The 14,193-nt window shown below is 59.9% G+C and carries 16 protein-coding genes and 1 pseudogene; 8 read left to right on the top strand and 9 right to left on the bottom strand.

The window, feature by feature from the left end; translation table 11 throughout:
• Positions 1–14: 14 nt before the first annotated feature.
• Positions 15–599 carry a TMEM165/GDT1 family protein gene (locus B7L09_RS22470; RefSeq protein ID WP_094470702.1) on the top strand — a complete coding sequence of 195 codons (585 nt, stop codon included), beginning with the start codon at positions 15–17 and terminating at the stop codon, positions 597–599.
• 148 nt (positions 600–747) lie between these two features.
• Here the strand turns inward: B7L09_RS22470 and B7L09_RS22465 are convergent, their stop codons facing one another.
• A complete protein-coding gene (locus tag B7L09_RS22465) occupies positions 748–1,566 on the bottom strand; it encodes a M48 family metallopeptidase (protein WP_094470701.1) in 819 nt (272 codons plus the stop codon).
• 276 nt (positions 1,567–1,842) lie between these two features.
• On the opposite strand from B7L09_RS22465, the pseudogene B7L09_RS32895 reads away from it, so the two are divergent.
• A pseudogene (locus B7L09_RS32895) lies at positions 1,843–3,129 on the top strand (methyl-accepting chemotaxis protein); the annotation flags it as partial.
• Positions 3,130–3,141: 12 nt separating this feature from the next.
• Positions 3,142–3,984: a methyl-accepting chemotaxis protein gene (locus B7L09_RS32890; RefSeq protein ID WP_370654477.1), complete on the top strand. Its 843-nt coding sequence runs from the start codon at positions 3,142–3,144 to the stop codon at positions 3,982–3,984.
• A 140-nt stretch (positions 3,985–4,124) separates the two neighbouring features.
• Here the strand turns inward: B7L09_RS32890 and B7L09_RS22455 are convergent, their stop codons facing one another.
• The 3 genes from B7L09_RS22455 to B7L09_RS22445 form a co-directional block, all read right to left on the bottom strand.
• Positions 4,125–4,748, bottom strand: a complete 624-nt coding sequence (locus B7L09_RS22455) for an SOS response-associated peptidase (RefSeq protein WP_094470699.1) — start codon at positions 4,746–4,748, stop codon at positions 4,125–4,127.
• A gap of 35 nt (positions 4,749–4,783) precedes the next feature.
• Positions 4,784–5,044, bottom strand: a complete 261-nt coding sequence (locus B7L09_RS22450) for a putative signal transducing protein (protein WP_094470698.1) — start codon at positions 5,042–5,044, stop codon at positions 4,784–4,786.
• Between the two features lie 9 nt (positions 5,045–5,053).
• Entirely contained in the window at positions 5,054–5,236 is a 183-nt protein-coding gene (locus tag B7L09_RS22445) for a CPXCG motif-containing cysteine-rich protein (protein ID WP_010458210.1), read from the bottom strand.
• 139 nt (positions 5,237–5,375) lie between these two features.
• Here B7L09_RS22445 and B7L09_RS22440 point away from each other — a divergent pair, with 139 nt between their 5' ends.
• Entirely contained in the window at positions 5,376–6,542 is a 1,167-nt protein-coding gene (locus tag B7L09_RS22440; RefSeq protein ID WP_094470697.1) for a 1-acyl-sn-glycerol-3-phosphate acyltransferase, read from the top strand.
• A 231-nt stretch (positions 6,543–6,773) separates the two neighbouring features.
• On the opposite strand, the gene B7L09_RS22435 is transcribed toward B7L09_RS22440, so the two are convergent.
• A complete protein-coding gene (locus B7L09_RS22435) occupies positions 6,774–7,052 on the bottom strand; it encodes a hypothetical protein (protein WP_094470696.1) in 279 nt (92 codons plus the stop codon).
• 192 nt (positions 7,053–7,244) lie between these two features.
• On the opposite strand from B7L09_RS22435, the gene B7L09_RS22430 reads away from it, so the two are divergent.
• Positions 7,245–7,478, top strand: a complete 234-nt coding sequence (locus B7L09_RS22430; RefSeq protein ID WP_094470704.1) for a hypothetical protein — start codon at positions 7,245–7,247, stop codon at positions 7,476–7,478.
• 68 nt (positions 7,479–7,546) lie between these two features.
• Here B7L09_RS22430 and B7L09_RS22425 read toward each other — a convergent pair whose 3' ends face one another.
• Positions 7,547–8,131 carry a YajG family lipoprotein gene (locus B7L09_RS22425; RefSeq protein WP_094470695.1) on the bottom strand — a complete coding sequence of 195 codons (585 nt, stop codon included), beginning with the start codon at positions 8,129–8,131 and terminating at the stop codon, positions 7,547–7,549.
• Positions 8,132–8,336: 205 nt separating this feature from the next.
• On the opposite strand from B7L09_RS22425, the gene B7L09_RS22420 reads away from it, so the two are divergent.
• Positions 8,337–8,570 carry a hypothetical protein gene (locus B7L09_RS22420; RefSeq protein ID WP_094470694.1) on the top strand — a complete coding sequence of 78 codons (234 nt, stop codon included), beginning with the start codon at positions 8,337–8,339 and terminating at the stop codon, positions 8,568–8,570.
• A gap of 734 nt (positions 8,571–9,304) precedes the next feature.
• Entirely contained in the window at positions 9,305–10,813 is a 1,509-nt protein-coding gene (gene mqo / locus B7L09_RS22415) for a malate dehydrogenase (quinone) (RefSeq protein WP_094470693.1), read from the top strand.
• Between the two features lie 200 nt (positions 10,814–11,013).
• Here the strand turns inward: mqo and B7L09_RS22410 are convergent, their stop codons facing one another.
• Both B7L09_RS22410 and B7L09_RS22405 read right to left on the bottom strand, forming a co-directional pair.
• Positions 11,014–11,301 carry a PA4642 family protein gene (locus tag B7L09_RS22410; RefSeq protein WP_094470692.1) on the bottom strand — a complete coding sequence of 96 codons (288 nt, stop codon included), beginning with the start codon at positions 11,299–11,301 and terminating at the stop codon, positions 11,014–11,016.
• A gap of 63 nt (positions 11,302–11,364) precedes the next feature.
• The gene (locus tag B7L09_RS22405) at positions 11,365–11,850 is read right to left on the bottom strand and encodes a hypothetical protein (RefSeq protein WP_094470691.1); all 486 of its coding nucleotides are present in this window, start codon (positions 11,848–11,850) and stop codon (positions 11,365–11,367) included.
• A gap of 151 nt (positions 11,851–12,001) precedes the next feature.
• Between B7L09_RS22405 and dauA the strand changes: the two genes are divergently transcribed.
• Positions 12,002–13,723 carry a C4-dicarboxylic acid transporter DauA gene (gene dauA / locus B7L09_RS22400; RefSeq protein ID WP_094470690.1) on the top strand — a complete coding sequence of 574 codons (1,722 nt, stop codon included), beginning with the start codon at positions 12,002–12,004 and terminating at the stop codon, positions 13,721–13,723.
• A gap of 9 nt (positions 13,724–13,732) precedes the next feature.
• Here dauA and B7L09_RS22395 read toward each other — a convergent pair.
• Positions 13,733–14,193, bottom strand: a 461-nt coding sequence (locus B7L09_RS22395) for a WbuC family cupin fold metalloprotein (protein ID WP_141213493.1), incomplete at its 5' end; no start/stop codon positions are given.

The raw sequence follows: 14,193 nt of genomic DNA, 5'->3' as shown, positions 1-14,193 counted from the left end.
GGAAAACCCNNNTGATGCTGGATTCATTACTCGTTCCTACCGCAATCGTTGCCTTGGCCGAAATCGGCGACAAGACGCAGCTGCTCGCACTCATCCTGGCCGCACGCTTTCGCAAACCCTGGCCGATCATCGCCGGCATTGTCGCCGCGACCCTGGCCAACCATGCGGCCGCCGGTGCCGTGGGGGCCTGGTTCGGCAGTTTCTTCTCGGATGCGGTGTTGCACTGGATTCTCGCGGCGAGTTTCTGTGCCACCGCGCTGTGGACCCTGGTGCCGGACAAACTCGACGATGACGAAGCCAGTACCACACGCAAGTTCGGGCCGTTCCTGACCACGCTGATTGCGTTCTTCCTTGCGGAAATCGGTGACAAGACGCAGGTCGCCACAGTGATGCTCGCCGCGCAATACCCGGATTTGTGGCTGGTAATCATCGGCACCACCGCCGGGATGCTGATTGCCAACGTGCCGGTGGTGTTGGCCGGTAACTTTGCCGCGGACAAATTGCCGCTCACCCTGATCCGTCGCCTGGCGGCAGCGGCGTTCCTGATCCTGGCGATTGTGGCGGTGTACAAGGCGATGCAGAGCAGCGGCTGGGTTTGACGTGGTAGGGCGTTAGACCGCGTTATCGTTCTTCGCGGGCAAGCCTCGCTCCTACAGGTTTTGTGTCATATACAAATTATGTAATCGACCAAAACCTGTAGGAGCGAGGCTTGCCCGCGAAGGCGTCAGCGGCATCAACGCCTGACTATCAGGATTTAGGCGCTTTCTCGTACAACGGCATCACCTTCGGAATCGCCGCCTGCAACGAAGCGATCCGACTGTCGGAAGCCGGGTGCGTGCTCATGAACTCCGGTGGCGCGCCTTCCGAAGCCTTGGCCATCTTGTTCCACAACGTGATGGCCGCGTTTGGGTTGTAGCCAGCCCGGGCCGAAAGCTCCAGCCCGATCAGGTCCGCTTCGTTTTCGTTGGCGCGGCTGTTCGGCAAGGTCATGCCGTAGTTTGCAACCGTATCGGCTAAAGCCAGGCTGTCCTGGCCCAACCCGAACAAGGCACCAGCGCCCTGCTTGGCCATTTGGATGCCGTAGGCCTTGGACATGGCTTCACGCCCGTGTTCGCGCAACGCGTGGGCGATTTCATGGCCCATCACCGCAGCCAACTCGTCATCGGTAAGCTTGAGGTTGTCGATCAACGCGCTGTACACAAAAATCTTGCCGCCAGGCCCGCAGTTGGCGTTCATCTCATCGCTTTTGATCAGGTTCACTTCCCACTTCCATTGCGCAGAATCCGGGCGAAACGTTGGCGCCTGAGCAATCAGGCGATTGGCAATCGCCTGCACGCGCTTGGCGTTGGCGCTGGTTTTGTCCAGCATGCCTTTACCACTCGCCTCCCCCAGCGTCTGCTGATAGGACTGGGCGTACATCTGGTCGACTTCCTGGCTCGATAGCATGCTGAACATGTACTGCTTGCGCTCTACCCCGACGGCACCGCCGTTGGTGGTGTTTACCGACTGGCAACCAGCCAGCAGCATCGCTGCACTGAGTACGCTTACCGCCAATGACTTCTTCATCAACACTCTCCCTGGAAACCTGGCGCGTATCGTAGGCGGTCGTGTGTATCTGCGCCAGATACACAAGACGTGTAACCACCAACTTTCAGATACATCCNGCAACGGTCGTAGCAAAAGATTCATACAGCACTGACTGCCTGACAGCACAAAGGTTCGGCACCTGTCTGATAGCGACATCGACCCGTCCAAAACGGTCATTTGCCCCTTCGCCGCTCATGCCCCGCGCACGCCCTGCCGATACACCACCGCAGACGTCCTCTTGCGTGCGGAGCACCCATGAAATTCAAGTCGATCCAGTTTTCCGTGGCCGCCCTCGCTGGCGCCATCGTTCTTAGCGTAGTCGCCGCGCTGGTGCTGTACGCACTGTTTTCCGGCGCCCGGACGCAAGACATGGTCCAGCAGCGGACCCAGGCGCAATTCGAGCAAGTCATCGAGCAGCGCCTGACCTCTCTGGCGCAAACCCAGGTGAGCCAGATCCAGCGCGAACTCGAAGCGCCGCTGCTGATCGCCGGCGGCCTGGTGCGGGTCAACGCGTTGATCGGTACGCCGGGCGCCGATGGCCAGCCGACCTTGAGCCTGAGCCGGGAACAGTTGATCAGCCTGATCAAGGAAAACGTGGCCAAGAACCCGAAAATTCTCGGCACCTATATAGGTTGGGAAAAAGACGCGCTCGATCACAACGATGCGGCCTACGTCGACACCAAGGTGGTCGGCATCGACGCCAGCAACGGGCGCTTCCTGCCATGGTGGTTCCGCAACGAAGACGGCACCCTGGGCCTGGACAAACTGGTGGACGTCGACGACCAGAAAACCCTGTCCACCGGGGTCCGTGCCAGCGAGTACTACCTGTGTTCCAAGGAAACCAAAAAATCCTGCGTGATCGATCCGGCGCCCTACAAGGTCGGCGACAAGATCGTCATGCTCGCCTCGTTTATTGAACCGATCATGCTCAACGGCGCCTTCCAGGGCATCGTCGGCGCAGACTTGTCGGTGAACTTCATCCAGGAAATGTTGCTGGGCGCGAATCAGAAACTGTACAGCGGCGCGGGGGAAATGGCGCTGATCGGTGGTAATGGCCGGATCGTTGCCTACACCAAGGACCCGAGCAAGTTCGGCGAAAAGGTCAGCGACATTCTCGACAGCAAGCAGATCGCCAACATGGCCAACCTCAAACGCGGCGAAGTGACCTACACCGTCGACAAGGCCCAGGGGCGGATCGAGTTGTACCTGCCCTTCGGCATCGGACAGACCGATGCGCGCTGGACCTTGATGCTGCAACTGCCGCTGAACGCCGTGATGGCCGACCTGCAAAAACTGCAAGGCGACCTGGACGCTCAACGCAAATCCGACACCTTCGGCATGGCCATGGTCGGTTTGTTGATCGCCGGTATCGGTCTGTTGGTGATCTGGCTGGTGGGCCATGGCATCGCACGGCCGCTCAAGCAAATGGTGGCGATGCTCGACGATATCGCCAAAGGTGAAGGCGACCTGACACGCCGCCTGACCAGCGACCGCGCCGACGAACTGGGGTCGATTGCCAAAGGCTTCAATACTTTCCTGGCCAAGCTACAGGCAATGATCACCCAGGTCGTGACCTCGGTGCAGAGCGTCAGCGATTCGTCGGAACACACCGCTGACATTGCCATCCGCACCAACATCGGTGTGCAAAAGCAGATGGCCGAGATCGATCAAGTGGCGACAGCGGTGCATGAAATGACCGCCACCGCTCAAGACGTGGCACGCAACGCGACCCAGGCCGCACAAGCCGCCAGCCATGCAGATCAGGCAGCGGCCCAGGGCATGCAAATTGTTCGGGATACGTCGAATTCGATTGGCGTGCTGGCAATTGAAATCGGCAAGGCGGTGGGCGTGGTCCAGACCCTGGCCAAGGACAGCGAGAACATCAACGCGATCCTGACCGCCATTCGCGGGATCGCCGAACAAACCAATCTGCTGGCCTTGAACGCAGCCATTGAAGCGGCCCGCGCGGGCGAACAGGGACGGGGTTTTGCGGTGGTGGCCGATGAAGTGCGCAACCTGGCGCAGAAAACCCAGAAGGCCACGGAAGAAATCCAGACCATGATCCAACAGCTGCAACAAGGCACCCGCGATGTGGTACGGGTGATGGAGGACAGCCAGAACCGTACAGACGAAAGCGTGCAACATGCGGCGAAAGCGGCTGAAGCGCTGGAGACCATTACTCAGGCGGTGTCGGTGATCAATGACATGAACACCCAGATTGCCAGTGCGGCCGAAGAGCAAAGCGCGGTGGCGGATGACATCAACCGTAACGTGATCAACATTGGGCAAGTGGCCAATGAAGTGGCAGGCGGGGCGGATGAATCGAGCGCGGCGAGTGCGGATTTGACCAAGCTGGCTGAGCAGCAGCGGCGGTTGATCAATCAGTTCAAGGTCTGATCCGAAGGCCCCTTCGCGGGCAAGCCCGNGTCTGATCCGAAGGCCCCTTCGCGGGCAAGCCCGCTCCCACAGGTTTTGTGAGCGCCATAAATCCCTGTGGGAGCGGGCTTGCCCGCGAAGGCGTCGGCACAGGCGCCGAATCAACCCGGAGTCAGACACTCCGGCCCATTGAGCTTCGGATCATTCACCAGATTTGCCAACACCCGCTCGCGCAACGCCGCGGGCTCACTGGCCAGCAACCCTTGCAATACATGCAGCGGCGTCTCGGGATCGAGCCATGCTTGCTGCCCCGCCTCGTCCAGAATCAATGGCCGACGCTGACTCGCCGCCGGCTGGGTGACCACTGCCGTGCTCAGCCACACCTGCTCCTGCACCGGATACGCCTCCCAGATGGCCGCAAAAAACAGCGTCGAGCCTTCACCCGGCGTCAGCCAGTAAGGACGCTTGCGTTGGGTGCCACGCCATTCGTAAAAACCATTGGCCGGCAGCAGGCAACGGCGCTGGCGAAAGGCTTCGCGAAACATCGGTTGCTCCGCCAGGGTTTCAGCCCGGGCATGGGCCGGGGTGCGGGAAAGATCGGTCAGCCATGGCGGCGTCAAACCCCAACGCGCCCGCGCCAACTCACGCTGGGCGTCTGCGCCGGCACGCAGCATCAGCACCGAATCGTTGGGGGAAATATTCCACTGGGCCTGCTGATCCGAGGGGAATCCCGGTAAGGCAGCGAAGGCAGGGTTCCAGCGAAACAGGGCATAACGTCCACACATGGGGTAACACGACTCTNGGTAAAACGAACGNCAGCCTAACAGACCAGCGTGCCGGGAAAACTGTCCGGTTCATCACCGGGCAGTGGCAGCGCGGCATTGTACGCGGTGATCAGCTCGCGGGCGTATTCGGCCTGGTCGTTATCCACCGACAAGCCCAGCAGGCCATAGATCGGCAGTTCGCCGGTACCGCCGAGCAAATGGCGCCCCACCAGGTGCGCCTCGATGCCCTCGCTGGCGAGCATTTGTTGCAGCAGCTCGCCTTCCATCAGGTTTTCCGGCTCGTAGATTCGCTGCATAGACGCCCCTTACTCGTTTTCGCTGAACACTTCGAGATGCCATTCCTCTCCGTCTACCTGCAACACGAACGTTATCGGCCGACAGCACACCTGGCAGTCCTCGATATAGGTCTGATCGCCACCGGACAGGTCCACCGTCGTCTCGACCTCTTCACCACAATACGGACATTCATACAACGCAGGTTCCAGCATCGCGGTCTCCCAAGTGACTTGTGCGTATAATCGCCGGTCTATTTGCAGGGCTATTTTTGTCTGGCTACTTTTTCAGACCGTGCCCCGTTGGTTTTCGATCAAAACCTTTACTTACCCTAGCCGTTTCTAACAAGAGAGCATGATGGGCGAATTCGATACCATCCGACCTTACAACGACAGCGAAGTCCCGGCAGTGCTGGACCGACTGCTCGGCGACAAGGCGTTTCTAGATATCCTCATCCACTTCCGCTTCCCGCGTTTTGCCGGTGCCTTTGGCTGGGCGCTCAAACCTCTTATAGCTCATCGGCTGCGCCGTGAGTTCGCCGGCGTCACCTCGGTGGCGACGTTGCAGGATAAAGTCGAGATGTACGTCGACCACACCATCGAACGAGCCACGGACGGTGTGACGTACACCGGCGTCGAGCAGTTCAAGTCCGGCAGCGCCTACCTGTTCATCGCCAACCACCGCGATATCGTGATGGACCCGGCCTTCGTCAACTATGCCGTGTACCACGCCGGCCTGCCAACGCCACGCATCGCCATCGGCGACAACCTGCTGCAAAAGCCGTTTGTCAGCGACCTGATGCGCCTGAACAAGAGTTTTATCGTGCACCGCTCGATCACCGGGCGAAAGGAAAAGATGGCGGCCTACCAACTGCTGTCGGCCTACATCAACCATTCGATCCGCAACGACTGCCAGTCGATCTGGATCGCCCAGGCCGAAGGCCGTGCCAAGGATGGGGATGATCGCACCGAGTCAGCGATCCTGAAGATGTTCCACATGAGCCGCAAGGACGAGCCGTTCGGCGAAGTCATCCGCTCGCTCAACGTCAGCCCGGTGTCGATCAGCTACGAATACGACCCGTGCGACNNCGCCAAGGCGCGCGAGCTGTATATCCGCGCCACCACCGGCACCTACAGCAAGGCGCCGGGCGAAGACGACGTCAGCATTGCCAAGGGCATCACCGGCTACAAGGGCCGGGTGCACGTGAACTTCGCCGCGCCAATCACCGAACTGTTTGACGACACCAAGCAGTTGGCGATCGAGATGGACCGGCAGATTCTTGGGGGTTATCGCTTGTTCCCGGTGCATTACCTGGCGTACGCACAGTGGAGCGATGCCGACCCGCAATTGCAGGTGCCAACCGCCGCCGAGGTGTTTGCGGCCGACGAACTGGCCAAGGCCCAGGAAGAATGGCAACGTCGTCTGGAGGCTTGCCCTGAGGAACATCGTCCGTATCTGGTGCTGCAATATGCGACGCCGGTGCGTAATCAGTACCGGGTCAAGGCTGGTTTGCCGCTGTAATTGCCCGGATACAACAACGGCGCCTTCGAGGCGCCGTTTTTATTCGCCTTGATGCGGTAGGTGGGCAAGGCACTGTACCTGTGGCGAGGGAGCTTGCTCCCGCCCGACTGCGCAGCAGTCGAAACATCGGTGCTCGCGGTTTGCCTGACGCTACAAGGATGGCTGGTTTTGGGGCCGCTTCGCAGCCCAGCGGGAGCAAGCTCCCTCGCCACAGGGTTCTGCGTCACAGTTTCAGAACCGGGTGCTGATCCACGACACCAGCAACGCCAGCCCTAGGCAGGCGAAGCCAAAGCGATAGAAGAACCGGTTCATGCGCAAGGTGGCCCAATCCAGGATGGGCTCTTCGTTCGGGCGGCTTTGACGCTGGGCGACCAGGCTGGCCATGGCGCGTTGTTCACGGCGACGCGTGGCATGCAGCAACCAGCCGCCCGGGAAGGCCAACAGCAAGGCCAGCAGGTTGATCAACTTGGCGGGATGGTGGGTGAACAGCGAAATCAAATGCAACGACATCACGGACCTCGGCAAAACAGGTGTGGCAGACGCCGAACCGGCGACTGCGGCGCGGATTCTACCGAAAGCCTGCCCCCCTGCCCTGCCTTTCCGACAAATAACGAACCATCTGACCAAATGCTGCCCTGTGTCACGGCTCCGTCATCTGAATACGCCAGTCTGGCGGCCCTCGAAACTGACACGGAAACCGTCATGCTGCACGCCGAAAACCAGGACCGCCTCTACCTCATCGCCCAGAGTGACGAACAACAAAATCTCGTGGGAAGCCTCGCCTTTAACGTTCAGGACCGCCACTGGCTGGTTTATTGCGCATTGGGTGGGCATCAACATGCGGATTTGCCGGAGACGGATTTGCTGACCGGTGTGAGCGTGCTGGATTTCTATTCACAAGCGGCNTTCGCGGGCAAGCCTCGCGCCTACAGGTAATCGGTAATCAGCAGGCATGAAAAAGCCCGGGGCCATTGCTGGCACCGGGCTTTTGAATCTCGCGAAGGTTACTCGCTGAGAATCTGACCAATCGTCGGGTCCTTGAACAGACGCGTCAGCGCGTCGCTCAACACGTCGCTGACCAGCTTGGTGTTGGTTTCCTGGTTCGGCGACATACCGAANCGCTGGTCCAGGGATGCGCCGTAACGACCGCTGTAGCGACGGTTGGCGTTCTGCACATCCGAGCGGAAGGTTGCGCCGATGGTCGCTTCAGTCACGTACATGCCTTCTTTAGGCGACTGATACTTCAACTCGGCCAGGGTCACGGTCAACTGCGGAGCATTCAGCGCATTCGAGGTCGGGGTAAACCCCAGCAACCGCACGGCCGCCTCGGCCTGTGCCTGCAACTTCGGCAGGATCTGCGCGCCCTGCACGGTGATCGCGCTGGTCTCGGGGTACAAGCCACCACGGGTGCCCAGGGTTGGCGACGGACGACCGTCCACCACACGCACCACAACCGGCTGACCATGGCCGACCGGCGCCAGCTGAGTCGTCAGCTTGGGTTCAGGGTTCAGTTGTTGCGGGCTGTGGGCGCAGCCGACGAGGGTCAAACTGGTCACAGTGATCAAACCGAACAACAGGCGTTGCAACATGCTCTTCTCTCCAGAATCAGGCACAAACAGGCGCGCAGTATAGCGGTGGGCCACTGCGGGTAACTAGCACCTCACAGTGAATACTGAAATGTCTGACAAACCCTTGGGAAACCGGTTCCTGTCACACATCTGTCACCACCCATACACTTGCACGTCACGGCTCGTTGGCAATCTTCTCAGCAGGTCACCCACAAGGTACTTCGCCATGCGTTATCTCATCTCGCTGTTCGCGCCACGCCCGTTACACCGCTGCTTTGCCCTGCTCGACCGCAACGGCCACTGCCAGGCGTTCAAGCAGTGCAGCCTCCAGCCGATGGGCGATGGCTGGGTCGAAATCGAAGAAATCCGCCTCAACTGGCTGCACCATCCGCTGCCGCCTAGCGCACGCGTGAGCACCCGCCAGCCACGCGCACGGGTGCAACATCTGTTGACCACCTGACCAGACGCCTAATAAAAGTCATTAAACACGTCCATTTCCTTGGCGTTCTTCGCTACAATCTCCCCCCGATTATAAGGACGTCTCCTGATCGGGCCTCGCAGCATCGTTAATGCCTCGGTATTNACNCCCCAAATCGCCCACAGAGAGCCGCCCACACAGATCGAGTGAAGCTGGCGCGCTTGCTGTTTTCTTTGCAAACACCCCNCTTTTNCCGAATCTGCAGAGCTGTCATTACGCTCGGTCACTGAGCTGTTTGCCCGTTTTGCCTGTCATGTACCCCATGACGGCATTCCATCCGGGCAAGGTGCCAGGCTGGGGCAGCCCTTTTTTGAGGTTCACGTCTTCAAAAGAGCGTGAAAAAACGGGTTTTCACAACTTCACAAGAGTGTGGCGAGCAAATGAATAGTTTGGCGTTTGTACAAGCACCATCAGCGTCTGGAACAGCCCAACCACACAGGACCGAGCACTCCTCAAACACCGGAGCTTGAGCCTGTCCGCTACGGATTGGTTGCACAAACGGATGTCTCGACCATAAGTCGAATTGCCAGCCGCGCGCTGAGATGAGTTCATGTAACTCTTTAGGCCCGGCGCATGCATCCGTCGAAGTTGCGAAAAATTGCGAAGATTCGGACATGGCAACACTGCCATGGGTACCTGGGGCATCACTGACACGCCCCGTCACTCCTGGCAGCCATGCCGTCAATTTGGTGCTGCAGATTTTGGAGACGCGTTAAATGGCGCATAACGAAGCAGTCGACGTAGTACTGGTAGGGGCCGGCATCATGAGTGCCACCCTGGCCGTATTGCTCAAAGAGCTCGACCCCGGCCTCAAGCTGGAAGTCGTTGAGCTGATGGATTCGGGTGCCGCGGAGAGTTCCAACCCGTGGAACAACGCCGGTACCGGCCACGCTGGTCTGTGCGAGCTGAACTACACGCCGCAGGCAACCGACGGCTCTATCGATATCAAGAAAGCCGTGCACATCAACACCCAGTTCGAGGTGTCGAAGCAGTTCTGGGCGTACCTGACCAAAAAGGGCACCTTTGGCTCGTCCAAATCCTTTATCAGCCCAGTGCCGCACCTGAGCTTCGTGCAGGGTGAAAAAGGCGTTTCCTTCCTCAAGGAACGCTTCAAGACCCTGAGCAAGCACCACGCCTTCTCGGACATGGAATACACCGAAGACAAGGCCACCATGGCCGAGTGGATGCCGTTGATGATGCCGGGCCGGCCAGCTGACGAAGTCGTCGCGGCCACCCGCGTGATGAACGGCACCGACGTCAACTTCGGCGCCCTGACCAATCAACTGCTCAAGCACCTGACCAGCGCACCCGATGCCCAGGTCAAGTACTGCAAGCGCGTAACTGGCCTCAAGCGTAACGGCAGCGGCTGGACTGTCAGCATCAAGGACGTCAACAGCGGCAACAGCCGTGAAGTGGACGCCAAGTTCGTGTTCCTCGGCGCCGGTGGCGCGGCCCTGCCGCTGCTGCAAGCCTCTGGCATCGAAGAAAGCAAAGGCTTCGGTGGTTTCCCGGTCAGCGGTCAGTGGCTACGTTGCGACAACCCGGAAGTGGTCAAGCACCACCAGGCCAAGGTCTACAGCCAGGCCGCCGTGGGTTCGCCGCCAATGTCCGTGCCGCACCTGGACACCCGCGTGGTCGATGGCAAGAAATCCCTGCTGTTCGGACCCTACGCCGGTTTCACCACCAAGTTCCTCAAGCACGGCTCGTTCCTTGACCTGCCACTGTCGGTTCGCGCCGGCAACATCGGCCCGATGCTGGCCGTGGCCCGCGATAACATGGACCTGACCAAGTACCTGGTCAGCGAAGTCATGCAGTCCATGGAGCAACGCCTGGAATCCTTGCGCCGCTTCTACCCTGAGGCAAAAGCCGAAGACTGGCGCCTGGAAGTGGCCGGCCAACGGGTACAGATCATCAAGAAAGACCCGAAAAAGGGCGGCGTTTTGCAGTTCGGTACCGAACTGGTCGCGGCCAAGGACGGTTCCCTTGCTGCCCTGCTCGGCGCCTCACCAGGCGCTTCGGTGACGGTTTCAATCATGCTTGAGCTGATCGAAAAATGCTTCCCGAACAAAGCGTCCGGCGAATGGGCTGCCAAACTGGCGGAAATCTTCCCGGCTCGGGAAAAGGTTCTGGAAACCGACGCTGCGCTGTATCGCAAGATCAATGCGCACAACAACGTTGCCCTGGAACTGGTTGAAGCCAGTAACGAGACCGAAAGCTACGCTTGATTCGGCCGCATGAAAAACGCCCCGTTCTCAGTGAGAGCGGGGCGTTTTTTTGTGCCTGTTACACGACGAATCTGATTGTGTAGGAGCCGGCTTGCTGGCGATAACATCACTTCGGTATGTCGGATAACACCGAGGTGATGCTATCGCCAGCAAGCCGGCTCCTACAAAAGCGGGGCGTTTTTTCGTCGGATGAAAAGGTCTTAGCCACGAGCCTTTTCGATCAGCTCGATATAATCCGGCGCGTTGCGCTGATCCTTGATCACCGCGACAAAATCATTGCCGTGCTCGTCCTTGCCGTCCAGATCAAAACCGGCTGCGACGAAGAACGTCAGGAACCGCTCGAAGTCATCGATACGCAGGCCACGGTAGGCCTTGATCAGTTTGTGCAGGGACGGTGAAGTCGCATCGACCGGTTCGAAGTCCAGGAACAACTTGATCTGGTCGTCGCCGATCTCGTCACCAATCACCTGTTTCTTATCTTTACGCATTNCCGACTCCAGCTCGCAGACATTTCACGGGGCGGGCAGTTTACCCCTGCCCGGGCACAAGGCTCAACGCGGACGAACAGCGCCCGTGTGCAGATCGGCCCAGACATGCCCGTTGGCGTAACTGAGGAACTGCACGTACACCGTGTCATTGCGCAGCAAGTCGACAATCACCCGGTACTGCGCCATCGGGTATGACAACGTCAGGGTTTTGCTGGTGTTATCGAACACTGGCTTTTTCAGGCTTTTGCTTTCGGCGTCAAAATTGAGCACCACCTGGCTGATGGTCGCGCCCTTGTTCAAGGATTTGCCCTTGAGACGGATCATCACCGGGGACGTGACCGGAATCGGTTGTTGATTGGACTGACGCTGGCTACCAACCACCACCGAATACTCGGTGACCTGCAACAGCTGTTGCTGCTCGGGCTCCGCGTCACGCAGGGTCAGGTCGTCGGGCGGCAGGAACTGCGCGTGCATCGGCGCCGGGGCGGCCGCCAGAGGCAGGCTAAGGGTCAGCAACAGGGCGACGCAGCTGCGGGTCAAAAGGCTCATGACGGGCTCCGAAGGCGAGGCCGAGCACTCTAGCATGAGGATCAACCGCGCGAATTGGCGATATGGGTCAATACTTCGCAGTACGAAGCTGGCGATGCTGGACGAGCTTCCAGCCGTCGCTCAACAGTGCATCGTCTTCCAGGGAGTGTGCATGACGTTCTCCGTCCCCCCGTTGTTCGCGGCCTGGCGTCAGACCTGGCGCGCCGGCTACACCCTCAGGCGCTTACGCGGCGACATCAGTGCCGGGGTGACGGTAGGGATTATCGCCATCCCGCTGGCCATGGCCCTGGCGATTGCCGTAGGTGTACCGCCCCAGCAAGGGTTGTATACGGTACTCATCGCCGCGCCCCTGATCGCCCTGACAGGCGGTTCGCGTTTCAATGTCAGTGGGCCGACCGCTGCGTTCGTGGTCATTCTGCTGCCCATCACCCAACAATATGGCCTGGGCGGCCTGCTGCTTTGCACCATGCTTGCCGGCGTCATCCTCATTGCCTTGGGGCTGATTCGAGCCGGGCGGTTGATTCAGTACATTCCGTACCCGGTCACCCTGGGCTTTACCGCCGGGATCGGCATTGTCATTGCCACCCTGCAATTGAAGGATTTGCTGGGCCTGAACACCGCCGGCCAGGCAGAACACTACATCGAACAGCTGGGCGTATTGATTCTGGCGTTGCCCAGCGCCCGACTAGGGGACGGGATCATCGGCCTCACCTGCCTGGCCGTTCTGATTATCTGGCCACGGTGGGTGCCGAGGATTCCGGGGCATCTGGTGGCGCTGACCATCGGTGCGCTCTTGGGGTTGGCGCTGGAGCACGGCGGGCTGGCGGTGGCGACATTGGGAGAGCGTTTCAGCTATATGGTCGACGGCGTCAGCCATCCCGGCATTCCGCCGTTCCTGCCAAGCTTCGATTGGCCTTGGAATCTACCCGGCCCCGACGGCCAGCCGCTGCACCTGTCTTACGATTTGATCCGTCAGTTACTGGCGCCGGCGTTCGCCATTGCCATGCTCGGCGCCATCGAATCCTTGTTGTGTGCGGTAGTGGCGGATGGCATGACCGGCAGCAAACACGACCCCAACGCAGAACTGCTGGGCCAGGGTCTGGGCAACCTGATCGCACCGTTGTTCGGCGGCATTACCGCCACGGCGGCCATTGCCCGAAGTGCCACCAACGTGCGCAGCGGCGCCTTTTCGCCACTGGCCGCCATTATTCATAGCGCCGTGGTGCTGATGGCAATACTCGTCCTCGCACCGCTTTTCAGCTATTTGCCGATGGCTGCACTGGCAGCATTGCTGATCATGGTGGCGTGGAACATGAGCGAGGCCCGGCACGTGCTGCATACCTTGCGCATCGCGCCTCGCAGCGATGTGCTGGTCTTGCTGACCTGCCTGAGCCTGACGGTATTGTTCGACATGGTGATGGCCGTCGCCGTCGGCCTGCTGCTGGCCGCCGGGTTGTTTATCAAGCGCATGAGCGATCTCACCGACACTGCCGAACTGCCTCGCGGCTTCCATCAAGCCTTGCAGGACATGCCGGAGCACGTTCGCTGCTATGCGATACGCGGGCCGCTGTTCTTCGGCGCAGCTGAAAAAGCGCTGGGGGTGCTACGCAAATTCAGCCCGGAGGTCAAAGTGGTGATCGTCGAGATGAGCGCCGTGCCGATGCTGGACATGACGGCGCTGGCGGCCTTCGACAATATCCTGAGGGATTACCGCACGGACGGCATCGGCCTGATTCTGGTGGCGACCGCTCCCCGGGTGCGCCTGAAGCTCAGGCGCGCGGGCATCCATCGGGAACAGCGTCAGCTGGCCTACGTGAACAACCTGGAACAGGCTCGTCGCAAAAGCGAGCGCTGGCTGGCCGGGGAAAATTGAGCGCACGGCTCAATCAAACTGCGCGCGCATCCACGCCTGATATTCAGCCACACCAGGCTCGCCTTCGCGCGGTGCCCAGTGAGCAAGCTCTCCTTCACCGACGGGGCGATAAGGGCCGGCCTTGCACTCGAACATCAGGCTGTCGGCTTCCAGCACCACCAAACCATGAAACACACCGGTTGGCAGGTCGACACCCACACAGTCGCCACCAGCCTGCAGGACGTGCTTGCTCACCACCACGCCGGACTCGTCGAAGATCAACACGCCAAGCCGCCCTTTGAGGACCAACAAGGTTTCAGCCTTGTTGTCCCCCAGATGCCGATGAGGCGGGATGTACGTGGACGGCTGCAACCCCACCGCCAGGCGATGACACGGCTCTTCCATCTGATGGAAGTTGTGGTGGTGCCGACCACGGGGGCTGGCGGCCGCTTTCTCGGCCAATTCGGTGAACAGCGTCTGATCAAGAAAGC

The organism is Pseudomonas mandelii (assembly GCF_002251635.1).
Classification (GTDB): Bacteria; Pseudomonadota; Gammaproteobacteria; order Pseudomonadales; family Pseudomonadaceae; genus Aquipseudomonas; species Aquipseudomonas mandelii_B.
The sequence above is the reverse complement of the archived record's forward strand: the minus strand, read 5'-3'. Positions and strand labels throughout refer to the sequence as shown.

Bases quoted from the DNA above. Each gene is read 5' to 3' on its own strand.
- B7L09_RS22410 (WP_094470692.1), bottom strand. From the start codon at position 11,301: ATGCGTAAAGATAAGAAACAGGTGATTGGTGACGAGATCGGCGACGAC.
- B7L09_RS22470 (WP_094470702.1), top strand. From the start codon at position 15: ATGCTGGATTCATTACTCGTTCCTACCGCAATCGTTGCCTTGGCCGAA.
- B7L09_RS22420 (WP_094470694.1), top strand. From the start codon at position 8,337: ATGCGTTATCTCATCTCGCTGTTCGCGCCACGCCCGTTACACCGCTGC.
- dauA (WP_094470690.1), top strand. From the start codon at position 12,002: ATGACGTTCTCCGTCCCCCCGTTGTTCGCGGCCTGGCGTCAGACCTGG.
- B7L09_RS22455 (WP_094470699.1), bottom strand. From the start codon at position 4,748: ATGTGTGGACGTTATGCCCTGTTTCGCTGGAACCCTGCCTTCGCTGCC.
- B7L09_RS22450 (WP_094470698.1), bottom strand. From the start codon at position 5,044: ATGCAGCGAATCTACGAGCCGGAAAACCTGATGGAAGGCGAGCTGCTG.
- mqo (WP_094470693.1), top strand. From the start codon at position 9,305: ATGGCGCATAACGAAGCAGTCGACGTAGTACTGGTAGGGGCCGGCATC.
- B7L09_RS22445 (WP_010458210.1), bottom strand. From the start codon at position 5,236: ATGCTGGAACCTGCGTTGTATGAATGTCCGTATTGTGGTGAAGAGGTC.
- B7L09_RS32890 (WP_370654477.1), top strand. From the start codon at position 3,142: ATGATCACCCAGGTCGTGACCTCGGTGCAGAGCGTCAGCGATTCGTCG.
- B7L09_RS22405 (WP_094470691.1), bottom strand. From the start codon at position 11,850: ATGAGCCTTTTGACCCGCAGCTGCGTCGCCCTGTTGCTGACCCTTAGC.
- B7L09_RS22435 (WP_094470696.1), bottom strand. From the start codon at position 7,052: ATGTCGTTGCATTTGATTTCGCTGTTCACCCACCATCCCGCCAAGTTG.
- B7L09_RS22465 (WP_094470701.1), bottom strand. From the start codon at position 1,566: ATGAAGAAGTCATTGGCGGTAAGCGTACTCAGTGCAGCGATGCTGCTG.